The 12,285-nt window shown below is 51.1% G+C and carries 17 protein-coding genes; all 17 read left to right on the top strand.

The genetic code is table 11. The features are described from left to right. The first annotated feature begins 191 nt into the window (after positions 1 to 191). The 17 genes from OGY62_RS08220 (at position 192) to OGY62_RS08140 (ending at position 12,283) form a co-directional block, all read left to right on the top strand. Positions 192 to 1,112: a hypothetical protein gene (locus OGY62_RS08220; RefSeq protein ID WP_286459523.1), complete on the top strand. Its 921-nt coding sequence runs from the start codon at positions 192 to 194 to the stop codon at positions 1,110 to 1,112. A 12-nt stretch (positions 1,113 to 1,124) separates the two neighbouring features. After that, positions 1,125 to 1,691 carry a hypothetical protein gene (locus OGY62_RS08215; RefSeq protein WP_286459521.1) on the top strand — a complete coding sequence of 189 codons (567 nt, stop codon included), beginning with the start codon at positions 1,125 to 1,127 and terminating at the stop codon, positions 1,689 to 1,691. A 161-nt stretch (positions 1,692 to 1,852) separates the two neighbouring features. Further along, positions 1,853 to 2,245 carry a phage holin family protein gene (locus tag OGY62_RS08210; protein ID WP_047462987.1) on the top strand — a complete coding sequence of 131 codons (393 nt, stop codon included), beginning with the start codon at positions 1,853 to 1,855 and terminating at the stop codon, positions 2,243 to 2,245. Then, a complete protein-coding gene (locus OGY62_RS08205) occupies positions 2,235 to 2,513 on the top strand; it encodes a phage holin family protein (protein ID WP_286459519.1) in 279 nt (92 codons plus the stop codon). Before OGY62_RS08210 ends, OGY62_RS08205 begins: the two co-directional genes overlap by 11 nt. Beyond that, the gene (locus OGY62_RS08200; RefSeq protein ID WP_286459517.1) at positions 2,513 to 3,127 is read left to right on the top strand and encodes a glycoside hydrolase family 19 protein; all 615 of its coding nucleotides are present in this window, start codon (positions 2,513 to 2,515) and stop codon (positions 3,125 to 3,127) included. Before OGY62_RS08205 ends, OGY62_RS08200 begins: the two co-directional genes overlap by 1 nt. 6 nt (positions 3,128 to 3,133) lie before the next feature. Beyond that, positions 3,134 to 3,403, top strand: a complete 270-nt coding sequence (locus tag OGY62_RS08195; protein WP_199947855.1) for a hypothetical protein — start codon at positions 3,134 to 3,136, stop codon at positions 3,401 to 3,403. Further along, entirely contained in the window at positions 3,360 to 3,566 is a 207-nt protein-coding gene (locus tag OGY62_RS08190) for a hypothetical protein (protein WP_058669108.1), read from the top strand. The genes OGY62_RS08195 and OGY62_RS08190 overlap by 44 nt, the downstream gene beginning before the upstream one ends. Then, on the top strand, positions 3,544 to 3,912 hold the full coding sequence (locus tag OGY62_RS08185; protein WP_286459512.1) for a hypothetical protein: 369 nt from the start codon (positions 3,544 to 3,546) through the stop codon (positions 3,910 to 3,912). The genes OGY62_RS08190 and OGY62_RS08185 overlap by 23 nt, the downstream gene beginning before the upstream one ends. A gap of 28 nt (positions 3,913 to 3,940) precedes the next feature. After that, positions 3,941 to 4,168: a hypothetical protein gene (locus tag OGY62_RS08180; RefSeq protein ID WP_099433592.1), complete on the top strand. Its 228-nt coding sequence runs from the start codon at positions 3,941 to 3,943 to the stop codon at positions 4,166 to 4,168. Between the two features lie 18 nt (positions 4,169 to 4,186). Continuing rightward, the gene (locus OGY62_RS08175; RefSeq protein ID WP_286459509.1) at positions 4,187 to 5,644 is read left to right on the top strand and encodes a glycosyltransferase family 2 protein; all 1,458 of its coding nucleotides are present in this window, start codon (positions 4,187 to 4,189) and stop codon (positions 5,642 to 5,644) included. Further along, a complete protein-coding gene (locus OGY62_RS08170; protein ID WP_286459592.1) occupies positions 5,626 to 6,216 on the top strand; it encodes a hypothetical protein in 591 nt (196 codons plus the stop codon). Before OGY62_RS08175 ends, OGY62_RS08170 begins: the two co-directional genes overlap by 19 nt. After that, on the top strand, positions 6,213 to 6,554 hold the full coding sequence (locus OGY62_RS08165; RefSeq protein ID WP_284885616.1) for an HNH endonuclease: 342 nt from the start codon (positions 6,213 to 6,215) through the stop codon (positions 6,552 to 6,554). The genes OGY62_RS08170 and OGY62_RS08165 overlap by 4 nt, the downstream gene beginning before the upstream one ends. Positions 6,555 to 6,735: 181 nt before the next feature. Further along, positions 6,736 to 7,200 carry a phage terminase small subunit P27 family gene (locus OGY62_RS08160; protein WP_125340033.1) on the top strand — a complete coding sequence of 155 codons (465 nt, stop codon included), beginning with the start codon at positions 6,736 to 6,738 and terminating at the stop codon, positions 7,198 to 7,200. Beyond that, positions 7,154 to 8,896: a terminase large subunit gene (locus OGY62_RS08155; protein ID WP_284885615.1), complete on the top strand. Its 1,743-nt coding sequence runs from the start codon at positions 7,154 to 7,156 to the stop codon at positions 8,894 to 8,896. Before OGY62_RS08160 ends, OGY62_RS08155 begins: the two co-directional genes overlap by 47 nt. Then, positions 8,896 to 10,203: a phage portal protein gene (locus OGY62_RS08150; RefSeq protein WP_286459508.1), complete on the top strand. Its 1,308-nt coding sequence runs from the start codon at positions 8,896 to 8,898 to the stop codon at positions 10,201 to 10,203. Before OGY62_RS08155 ends, OGY62_RS08150 begins: the two co-directional genes overlap by 1 nt. Positions 10,204 to 10,216: 13 nt before the next feature. Further along, positions 10,217 to 11,065 (top strand): head maturation protease, ClpP-related, encoded by an 849-nt coding sequence (locus OGY62_RS08145; RefSeq protein ID WP_286459507.1) that lies wholly within the window; start codon positions 10,217 to 10,219, stop codon positions 11,063 to 11,065. Between the two features lie 9 nt (positions 11,066 to 11,074). Then, entirely contained in the window at positions 11,075 to 12,283 is a 1,209-nt protein-coding gene (locus OGY62_RS08140) for a phage major capsid protein (protein ID WP_286459506.1), read from the top strand. Positions 12,284 to 12,285: the final 2 nt, after the last annotated feature.

The raw sequence follows: 12,285 nt of genomic DNA, 5'->3' as shown, positions 1-12,285 counted from the left end.
CACTTTCACTTCACAAAGCTTGATTTTGTCCGAAGTTGTCGTGTATGCTTCTAATTATGGAGTATAACGCCTGTAGATAATTAACCTCTAAAAACCTGCCACGTTGCGGGTTTTTTTATTTGTGATCACTTTATTTTTGGTATTGCTAAGTTATTGTATAGGCAAGAACTAAAAATCTAAGTGGTGACGATGTGCTTTCCAATAATGAACGCTGGGTTTCTTTTTTTGACTTTGCTTTGACGCCTACACACGTAGCTGCTCCAAGTATTCCTATTACGGACATACTTACAAAGCTCAGTCTGCTGGTGAACTCCGGTAACGCCGTGAAGCTGTACAACAATGGGACTAGGGCGCTTAGAATTTCAGAAATGAAGTATATTGCTGGCGTAGCCCAAGCCACCATGCTAATTCAGCTCAGTGACAAGAATGGTTCTGATCCTGTTTTTGGTGAGTTGACAACAGGTAACCTCAGGGTAGAACCCAAGCTTGCAGGGGAAGGCATCGCGGTGTCTTGCCACATTGTGATTTCCACCACTGTTGAGCCCCATTCAGCAGACCATTACAAAACGCTTGTAGAGTCCGTTCCGGGTATAAGTAAATCTGTTCTTGAACCATTTTTAAACGCAATGCTCAGAGAGGCGTTTACTGGTTGTGAGTTCAAAAACCCCGCAACGAAGGCCATGTGCCAACATAGGCCAAAGCTAGATATATACTCTCACGGCTCACAGACACTGATGGATGCCCTGAAAGGGGCAAAACTTCATAATGTTAAACTTGTGAGCACAAGAAGAAAAGGCGGTCTGGACCAAACAGCGTACACTGAACTCTCAGAAAGATCCGTAAGGTACAAAATCATTAAGCAGCCGCCGTTAAAAGACAAAGAAAGATTATTAGAGATCTTGAGAAGGAAAGGACAACAATCAGGATATTCCAAAGTTTCAATTAGTTACTCTAAAGACGGTAAACAAGCCAGCTTAGATCTGGACCGTAACGAGGACGCAGCAACTAAACTATTCACTAAAAGTGAGAAAATCATATTAGGTAATTTAATCAACCAGTGTGAAAGCAGAGTACATCTTCAGCTTGAAACAAAGATGATTGGGTTACTTTAAAGGGAGTTTCAGATGAAACTTTTTTCGCCGCTAAGCTATCTCCTTATCAAGCATGAGGAAAAGAATTGGTATGATTTCAAAGTACCCTGCGCGGTGTCATTTATTGTAACGATTGTGTATCATTACCATGCTAACAAAATACCTCTGATAGCAACCAATGGACTTCTTCTTCAAGTTAATGGTTTACTTCAAGTACTGATAGGTTTTTACATTGCTGCGTTGGCCGCTGTAGCAACCTTTTCAAGCCCATCCATTGATGAAGTGATGGCTGGTGATCCGCCTACTTTGGTGGAAAAATTTCGTGGTCAAAAAATCACTGTGGAGCTAACTCGCAGACGCTTTGTTTGTTACCTATTTGGATACCTTGCTCTTGTAAGCTTTATGCTTTTTTGTCTGGGAATGGTTTCAATATTGGTGGGTAAGCCGTTCCATTTATGGTTACTAACATTTTTGTCTTCAGAAGTAATCATATGGCTTAAAACTATCTTCGTGGGGGTGTATTTATTCATATTAATGAATATCATAACAACCACTCTGCTTGGTCTTTACTTTCTTGCTGTAAGATTTCATCAGTCATAAAGTAAGTTTCCAATCTTTATGAGGCCGCCCTTAGGCGGCCTTTTTCGTGTTCAGGCTCGCGGGAATCACTCACTACGTGCTTTGTTGATAAATCCAGCCCGTGAAGCCTGATTCTATTTCCCCTCATTTCTGAGAGGACTCACAGCAATAGAGGGGGCTAAATGTCCGATCCTGTAACTGGCTCCGGCGCGATGCTCGGAGGTGGGCTGGTGGGTTCCGTAATTTACGGAATCTTCACTCATACCGATTTTGGCGTTGTATTTGGTGCGTTTGGTGGCGCGGTTTTCTACGTTGCAACGGCTGCAAATCTTACCCGTGGTCGTCTGGCTGCATACTTCATGACATCGTTCATTGTTGGTGTGCTTGGGGCCGGATTATTAGGCTCAAAACTCTCAGCATGGACAGGCTACAGTGATCGCCCGCTTGATGCTCTCGGCGCCGTGATTGTATCGGCCATCACTATCAAGGTGCTGACATTCATCAACAGTCAGGATTTGAACAGCCTGTTCGGTATGCTTTCGCGTCTGCGCGGAGGAGGGGGCAATGTTAAATGATCCTTCTGCTTTCTTTAATGCGTTAATTTGTGGGGTGATTGTGGTTGCGCTGATGTTCTACCAGCGTGGCGGCGCGAGACATCGCCCTCTGATATCGCTGGTGGCCTACTTCACAGTGCTGGTATATGCCAGCGTCCCATTCCGGTATCTGTTCGGTCTCTATCAGGAATCGCACTGGATGGTAGTCATCGTTAATTTGATCATCTGCGCCGCCGTGCTTAGGTCACGAGGCAATGTGGCGCGTCTCATAGATACGCTGAGGCACTAATGAACCAATCACAGTTTCAGCAGGCGGCTGATATAAGCGCCGGATTAGCTGCGCGCTGGTTTCCGCACATCGACGCGGCAATGAAAGAATTTGGAATTACAGCAGTTAACGATCAGGCCATGTTCATTGCACAAGTTGGACATGAGTCTGCTGGCTTTACCTCACTGGCAGAGAGTTTTAACTACTCGGTAGACGGGCTGAAAAAAACCTTTGGTAAACGCCTGACGCCGTATCAGTGTGAAATGCTGGGGCGCGTCGATGGTAAGCAGGTCGCCCACCAACCGCAAATAGCCAATCTGGTTTACGGTGACCGCATGGGTAATCACAGCCAGGGTGATGGCTGGAAATATCGCGGTCGCGGCCTGCTGCAAATCACTGGCCGTGAGAACTATACCCGGTGCGGTACAGCGTTGAAACTTGACCTTGTCAGTACGCCGGAACTGCTAACGCAAGAGCGACATGCGGCCCGTTCGGCAGCATGGTACTTCACGTTGCGCGGTTGCCTCCTGTATTCGGGTGATGTGGAACGCGTCACGCAGATCATCAACGGTGGGCAGAACGGCATTAAAGACCGCCGTGAACGTTACGCCAAAGCAAAAGCCGCCCTGGTGTGAGGTCATATGGGACTTGAAATGATTATCGGCCTGGCTGTTGCTGTGCTGGCCGCAATTGCAGGTGCTTTTGGTCTGGGTAAATCACGCGGTACTAACATCGCTGAGACAAAAGCGAACCAGCAACGCACTGAAGAGCGTGCAGCAGCCACTGAAGCCGTTGCAGAACGCCGGGTAGAGACAACAAAAGGAGCCAGGGATGTACAGCAGACTGTTAATCATCTTCCTGATGACGATGTTGACCGCGAGTTGCGTGAGAACTTTACCCGCAAAACATGAAGTAACGGACACGGCCTGTGACTGGGTGAATATCATCTATCTCACCGATCACGACATCGATGTGCTGGATAAGCAGACCAAGAAAGACATCCTGACGCATAACAAATCAGTGCAGGCTAACTGCAAGAAGGAGTCTGCTCGTGAACGCAGAGAACCTAAGTGAAGCGTATTACATCAATAACGCATTCATTGGCGATGTAATTCACGCTGCGGACCCCGAAGATACTCGCTCGGCGACCAATATCTACAACATCAGCCTTGGTGTTCGCAAAGATAAGCCAGCACAGAACACGGTAACTTTTACCGCTGATCGGTTCGAAGTTCACTCTGGTGTTGATACCAATCTCGAAGCGGTGCTTGAAAACGCGCAGAATAATGCTGCTGCTTGTGCGGCTAAAGATGTAGCAAAGAACGTTGCTGAACATCAGAAAGCGATGGATGACCTAACCAGTTTTATCCGCAAAGCCATTCGTAATGAATGCCGTCCAGGTGGTGCGTCTGGGGCATAAGACGCCGTGGTATTTAACAGGAGGTCATATGCGTCTCACTGTATTGGATGACGATCCCGGCAGGAAGATTAATCCCGGAGTCGAGCGATACGCTGTCTTTCTCGATGGCGTTGAGGTTAAGCACGTCTACACGGCTGATGATGAGAAAGGTGAAGTGATCTCAGCGGTTCTCGATGAGCGTGGTTACGTGACAACAGAAAACGGCGAAGTGAAGCGGCAGACGCTTTACGGGACAGTAATCATTCAACGCCGATAATTCCCTACCGGAGAAAATATGCAGGTCATTATTGATAATGTCCCGTATGCGCCTGTCTGTAATTCTTCTGCCCGTATCGGAATAGCAATCTCAACGCACAATCGTGCTGACGTTCTGAGCCGCGCCCTGACTCAGCATATGAAGTTTTTACCTGCTGGCGCGCTGGTGGTTGTTATAGACGACGGGTCAAAACCTGCTGCCGTGGTTCCTGCTGGTGTGCAGTTGCTTCGCAATGAAACATCACTAGGCATTGTTGCTTCGAAGAATGCCAGCCTTACAGCGCTGATTGATGCCGGGTGCGAGCATCTGTTTTTGTGGGACGACGACGCATGGCCGATTGCCGATGGCTGGCATCTTCCGTATATCGAATCACCTGAGCCGCATCTGGCGTATCAGTTCCTCGACCTTGCCGGACCGCGCAAGCTTAACGATCTCGCTGTGCTTTATAGCGACGATAAACATGTGGCGTACACGGGGCAGCGTGGCGTGATGCTGTATTACCACCGCAGTGCTATCGAGCGTGTCGGTGGCTTCGACTGGATTTACGGGCGCGGCATGTACGAACACAGTGACCTTGCCCTGCGCATCCATAACGCCGGGCTGACGACGTGGGCTTATGCCGATGTAATCGGCTCAGATAAGTTGATTCATTCGCTCGATGAGCATGAAGCCGTAGACCGTTCAGTACCAACGGCAGACCGGAAAGCGCTGGTGGAACGTAACGTGAAGATCCACAACTCGCGGCGCGATACGGGATTTACCGGTTACGTTGAATACCGGTGCCAGCGCGACGTTGTGATCACAACGTTGCTTACCAGTCAGCCCGATCCGCAGCGCGGTAGCAGAATGCAGCCTGACCCGGCGGTGCTGACCACCTGGGCTAAATCAATCCGGGGTTCCGATGCCGTAGTGCTGGCCGATCAGCTAACCGCCGCTCCTGATGGTGCTCAACTGGTGACAGTTCCAGATGTCGCGATGAACGTCTATTTCCGGCGCTGGCTGCACATCTGGCAGTACCTGCGCGATCATCCTGAATACCGGTTCGTCTGGTGTACCGATGGTACTGATGTCGAAATGCTTTGTGCGCCGTGGGATGAGATGGAACCAGGCAAGGTTTATGTCGGTTCAGAACCGAAGACCTACGCCGACGCTTGGGCAAGACAGAATCACCCGGAACGCATCTATCAGGAGTTCATCGAACAACACCGCAACGATGTGATGCTTAACGCTGGTCTGCTGGGTGGCACCCGCGCCGATGTTATGGCGTTCGCCCACGGCATTATTCGCCTTTACTACCGGATCGAGAGTTATCGTTTCTGGAAGAAAGAACGGGATGTCGCAGCTGTAGGTGACATGCTGGCGTTCGGTATCGTGGCGAAGTCTTTCGGTGATCGGATAGTAATCGGCCCGCGCATCCACACCGTGTTCAAGTCTGATGGTGTTGGTAAGGAGTACGCCTGGTGGAAACACAAGTGAAGTTTGTGGTGGTCGGACACCACTCAAGGTACAAGCAGGCGTTGTGTCTGGCTGAGTCTATCGGTGCTGTCCTGCTAATTGATAACAGTGACCGTGGTGCTAACTGGAATCACCGCCGCGCGCTGGAATGGGCTGCCTGCCAACCCTGTCGGGTAGTGATTCTGGAAGACGACGCGATACCTGTGACTGGGTTTGCTGAGTTGGTGGGCGAGTGGCTTAACCGCTTCCCCGATTCACTGGTGAGCTTCTATCTGGGCACTGGCCGTCCACCGCAGTACCAGATGCAGATTGCCGAACGGTTTATAGTGGCTGACAAGATTCAGTCCCACCATATCACGCTACCGCGCCTGATACATGGCGTTTGCTATAGCGTACCGCCTCAACATATTAACCGCGTGCTGTATCGCTGGGACAGCAGCAAGCCTGCTGATTATGCAGTGGGTGATGCTTATGGCGGCGCAGTGGTCTATCCGTGTTACTCACTGGTGGATCATGCCGACGGTGAACCTGTAGAGCGTCATCCAGACAGAACACCGCGCACAGAGCGCCGCCGGGCGTGGAGGCTGGCATGAAGAAAGAACCGCGCATCTATGGCAGCAAGTGGGATCGTGAACGACTTGCCTTTCTCCGCGAGCATCCCCTGTGTGTGATGTGCCATGAGCAGGGAAGAGTGACGGCGGCAACCGTCGTTGACCATATCATTCCGCACAAGCTGAAAGAGGCGCTGAACAGCGGAGACGCCGGGGCAATAGCGAAGGCGCAAAAGCTATTCTGGAGCCGTAAGAACTGGCAGGGACTCTGCAAGCAGCATCACGACTCAACAAAGCAGCGGATGGAAAAACGCGGCGCCGTCATCGGATGTGATGAGCATGGCGTGCCGCTTGATCCTAACTCACACTGGTTCAAATGATAATAAATCTCATTTTGGTGGGAAAATGATTGCAAATGAAATCATTTCGAATCAAATGATATCTATTCTCATCTGATGGGGAGGGGCGGGTCAAAAGTTCAGAAGCCTGACCCCAAATGACCGCCGCTCGTCCTTTTTGTGCATAACCGCGAAATGAAAAGTTTTTTTCCGGGAGGTTCCGATGGCAGGACGTCGCCCGAAACCGTCCCACCTGAAAGTGGTGACCGGCAATCCGGGCAAGCGAAAACTTAACGATAAAGAGCCCCAGCCCGCGAGAGAAATACCCAGCCCTCCGGCCCACCTTACCGACTGGGGAAAAGTCGCCTGGGGAAAACTCACTGTGCTGCTTGACGGTATGGGCGTACTTACCGTGGCTGACGTGCTGGCGCTGGAGCGCCTTTGCGATATTTACGCCGACATACTCCAGTTGCGGCTTACGATCGCTGACGAGGGGAGGACGTATACCGTTCAGACTGAAGGCGGTTTTTTAATTAAGGCTAACCCGGCGGTTGCAATGCTGGCCGACGCGGATCGCCGCTTTAAAAGTTACCTGGTTGAATTCGGTCTTACCCCGGCCGCCAGAACGAAGGTGAAAGTTGATGGTGGAGAAAAAGAAGAAGACCCGCTCAACCAGTTCTTCGGTTGATCCTGCAACTCAGTATGCAATGGATGTAACAGAGGGAAAAGTAGTTGCCGGCCCTGATATCCGTAATGCCTGTAAGCGCCATTTGCGTGATTTAAAAGAGGGGAAAAAACGCGGTCTGACCTGGGATGTTGAATCGGTTACGCGGGCTATCAACTTTTTTGCTCAGGTATTGAAACTGAATGGCGGTGAGCACGAAGGTGCGCCATTTATTCTTCTGCCCTGGCAATGTTTTATCGTCGGCTCTGTTTTCGGCTGGAAGCGTGAGAACGGCACGCGTCGTTTCCGCACAGTGTATGTTGAGTCCGGGAAAGGTTCTGGTAAATCGCCGCTGGCGGCGGGGGTTGGCCTTTACTGCATGATGGCTGACAAAGAGCCGCGCGCAGAAGTGTACGCCGCCGCGACGAAAAAAGACCAGGCTATGATCCTGTTTCGTGATGCTGTGGCTATGGTTGATCAGTCGCCTGCGCTTCTGTCCAGAATTCAGAAATCAGGGGGAGCCGGTAAAGAGTGGAACCTGGCGTTTCTTCAAAACGGTTCTTTCTTCAGGCCTATCAGCTCTGATGATGGGCAGTCGGGGCCGCGTCCTCACTGCGCCCTGATTGATGAGATTCACGAGCATAAAGATAACCGTGCGGTTGAGATGATGCGTGCCGGGACTAAAGGTCGGCGGCAGGCGTTAATTTTTATGATAACCAACAGCGGACATGACAAAACCAGCGTCTGCTACGACTACCACCAGTACGGGCAGAAGGTAGCCGCTGGTCAGCGTGAAAATGATGCGTTCTTTGCCTTTATCTGTTCACTGGATGAAGGCGACGATCCCTTTAAAGATGAGTCATGCTGGGGGAAAGCTAACCCATCAATGGGGCATACCTTTCTCCCTGATTACTTGCGCGAGCAGGTAGAAGATGCCCGCGGCATGCCTGCGAAAGAAAGCCTGGTGCGCCGACTGAACTTCTGTCAGTGGGTGGATGCAGAGAATCCGTGGATCGGCGGCGATATCTGGATGGCCTGTGAAAAGGAAATCAGTATTGAGCAGTTACGGGGTAAAACTTGCTATGGCGGGCTGGATTTATCGGGCAAGCGGGACCTTACATCACTGTCTCTCTATTTTCCTGACATCAGCGTAATGCTGACAGAGTTCTGGACCCCGAAAGATACTTTATACGATCGCGCTCGCGTTGATCGGGTTCCTTACGATGTGTGGGAGCGTGATGGTCATATCCATGCGCCTCCCGGCACGGCCATTGACTACGGATTTGTCGCAAAGCGCATGGCTGAGCTGGCTGCGATGTTTGATATACGAAAAGTCGCTTTCGACCGCTATCACATTGACTATCTGACTCCTGAACTGGATGACGAAGGTGTTACGGTTCCTCTTGTGCCGCACGGGCAGGGGTTTGGTAAATCGGCGGAATCAGGTTTGTGGATGCCGCACTCAATTGAGCTGTTTGAGCAACTGATTATGGAGAAGCGAATCAGTATTGTTCTGAATCCCTGCCTGCGATGGTGTGCCGCGAATGCTGTTATTGAAGAGGATAAAAACGGCAACCGGGTTTTCAGCAAGCGCAGAAGTAATGGCCGTATAGATGGCGTTGTTTCTGGTGCGATGGCGATTGGCGCAGCAGAAGGAGATGAAGAGGATGATGGCGATATTGAGGGCTTTTTTGACGATCCGATCATAGTGGGTATCTGATGGCGAAGAATAAACAGCAACCAGGGCGCATAAAGAGCGCTCTTTTAAACTGGCTTGGTGTTCCAATAAGCCTGACGACTGGTGAATTCTGGCGGGAGTGGTTCGGAACCAGCAGTAGCGGAAAAGTAGTCACCGCTGACAAAGTTATCCGGCTTTCTGCTGTATGGGCGTGCGTGAGGCTCCTGAGCGAGTCTGTCTCCACGCTTCCGCTTAAAATTTACGAGAGGCAGGCGGATGGATCACGAAAGCTGGCCCAGAACAACCCTGCCTACCAGATATTATGCAGGCGTCCTAACCCGGAAATGACACCTTCCCGCTTCATGCTGATGATTGTGGCCAGCGTTTGTCTGCGTGGTAATGCTTTTGTCGAAAAGCTGTTCATCGGCAGCAAGCTGGTATCGCTGGTTCCACTGCTTCCTCAGAATATGGTTGTAAAGCGGCTCGATAGTAGAAAATTACAGTACACCTACACGGAAAACGGCGTTGAGCGGATCATTCCTGTAGACAGGATGATGCACATTCGCGGGTTTGGTCTTGATGGCGTGTGCGGCATGATGCCGACAATGGCCGGGGTTGACGTCTTCGGCGCGGCCATGTCGGTGGATGAGGCGGCGGCGAAAATCTTCGAAAACGGCCTGCAAAGTACCGGTTTCCTTTCTTCAAAAACAGCGCTGAATAAGGATCAGCGTGAAAGACTTCGTAAGAGTCTTCAGTCCTTTATTGGCTCTAAAAACGCCGGGAAACTGATGGTTCTGGAAAATGAACTGACATACCAGAATGTCACGATGAACCCGGAAGCCGCACAATTGCTGGAAAGCCGTTCCTTTAGCATCGAAGAAATCTGTCGCTGGTTTCGCGTGCCGCCCTTTATGGTTGGTCACACGACAAAACAGTCCAGCTGGGCTTCGAGTCTTGAAGGCATGAATATGCTGTTCCTGACTCATACACTGCGCCCTTTGCTGGTCAATATTGAACAGGAAATCTCGCGCTGCCTTCTGAACAGCGATGAGGATTTATTTGCAGAGTTTTCCGTTGAGGGGCTTCTGCGCGCCGACAGCGCCGGGCGTGCAGCGTACTATACCAGTGCTTTGCAGAATGGCTGGATGTCGCGTAATGATGTTCGCCGCCTTGAAAATATGCCGCCGATAGAGGGTGGTGATATTTACACTGTTCAGCTTAATCTCACGCAACTTAAAAACCTCGAAAACAGTAACCCGGCAGTTCAGGCGATCGCTATCAGAGAACTGCACAACCACGTATTCCCTGACATTCCTTACGAGCAGTCGCCTCTCAAACAGGCCGCTTAGGAGCACTTTCCTGATGAGTAAAAAACAACTTCCGGTAGCACCGGCGGGACGTCCCTGCGCGGGTGTTACCAGCGAGCCGATGCCAGCAGCGCTTGAGCGCTGGAATGGTGGCATTCGTGCAGCATCGGGCGATGACAACACCATCTCAATTTTTGATGTGATCGGGAAAGATTACTGGGATGAAGGTGTGACAGCAAAACGCATTTCCGGTGCGCTTCGTTCGCTGAATGGCGCTGATGTGACCGTTAACATCAACTCTCCCGGCGGCGACATGTTCGAAGGCCTGGCGATTTACAACCTGTTGCGGGAGTACCAGGGGAAGGTCACCGTGAAAGTGCTGGGCATTGCTGCCAGCGCGGCTTCGATAATTGCGATGGCGGGTGATGAAATTCAGATTGGCCGTGGTGCCTTCCTGATGATCCACAACTGCTGGGTGTTTGCTGTAGGTAATCGTCACGACTTTGCAGAACTGGCCGTCTCGCTTGAGCCTTTCGATAAAGCAATGGCAGATATCTACGCTGCCCGCTCCGGTCTTGAAATGGAGACAGTACAGAAACTGATGGATGCAGAAAGCTACATCGGCGGCAGTGATGCCGTTGAAAAGGGGCTTGCTGACAGCCTTCTTTCTGCCGATGCCGTCAGTGACGGTGATGAATCACCCGCCGCGGCGCTGAGAAAACTCGATGCGCTGCTGGCAAAAACCAACACTCCGCGCTCTGAGCGGCGGAAACTGATTAAGGCCCTCTCCGGTGGCATGCCTGGCGCTGTTACCAACCCTGACGGTACGCCGTGCGCTGCCGACGACATTAAACCTGAAACCCTAAATTCACTTGAAAACGCACTGGCTGCGTTAATCAAATAAGGACCTTTTATGTCTGAAGTAAATGAAATTCTGAAAAAAGTCACCGCCAGCATTGAAGAGGCAACCAGCAAATTTAATGCAAAGGCAGAAGACGCGCTGAAAGAGGCCAAAAAGTCAGGTGCGCTGTCCGAGGAGACAAAAGCGGCGGTAGACAAGATGGCTTCTGAATTTAATGCCCTTCGTGAAGCTGAAAAAACGCTGAAAGCCGCCGTGGGTGAACTGGAACAACACGTTGCGCAGATGCCGCTGGCAAATGCAAAGCAGGTTGTTGAAACGGTCGGTCATCAGGTTATCTCTGCTGAAGCACTGAAAACATTCGCTGCCAGTATTGATGGTGGCAAGCGTGTCAGCATTCCGGTCAAAGCCGCAACCATTTCTACCGACATTCCCGAAGGTGTGGTTGAGCCGCAGCGACTGCCCGGCATTGATACCGCGCCGAAACAGCGTCTTTTCATTCGCGATCTGATCGCGCCGGGACGTACTTCTTCTCCGGCTATCTTCTGGGTGCAACAGACCGGATTTACCAACAATGCTGCGGTAGTTCCTGAAAATACGCAGAAGCCATACAGCGATATTCAGTTCGCAACGAAGATCACGCCAGTGACCACCGTCGCGCATCTGTTTAAAGCATCCAAACAGATCCTGGACGATTTCGCGCAGTTGCAGTCCACCATTGACGCCGAAATGCGTTATGGCCTGAAGTTCGTTGAAGAGCAGGAAATTCTCTTTGGTGATGGTACTGGCGCCCATCTCGACGGGATTGTTCCGCAGGCTTCTCCGTTTAATCCGGCCTTCCAGGTTGAGCAGCAGAACGGGATTGACGATCTCCGTCTGGCAATGTTGCAGGCGCAACTGGCTCGCTTCCCGGCGTCCGGGCATGTCCTGCACTTCATTGACTGGGCGAAAATCGAACTGACCAAAGACAGCCTGGGCCGCTACATTCTGGCGAACCCGGCGGCGCTGACCGGACCCACTCTGTGGGGGCTGCCGGTGGTTGCGACTGAGGCCGCTAAGTTCCTGGGTAAATTCCTGGTCGGGGCATTTAATGCCGGTGCGCAAATCTTCGATCGTGAAGAAACGAATGTGGTTATTTCTACCGAAAACGCCGACGACTTTGAGAAAAACATGATCACCATTCGTTGCGAAGAACGTCTGGCACTGGCTGTTAAACGTCCTGAAGCATTTGTCTTCGGTACTTTCTCCGGGGCTGGTAGCTGATA

It is taken from the genome of Citrobacter sp. CK198 (assembly GCF_030333295.1).
In the GTDB taxonomy this organism is placed as follows: domain Bacteria; phylum Pseudomonadota; class Gammaproteobacteria; order Enterobacterales; family Enterobacteriaceae; genus Citrobacter_B; species Citrobacter_B koseri.
Note: the sequence above shows the minus strand (reverse complement) of the source record. Positions and strands in the feature narration are given on the sequence as shown.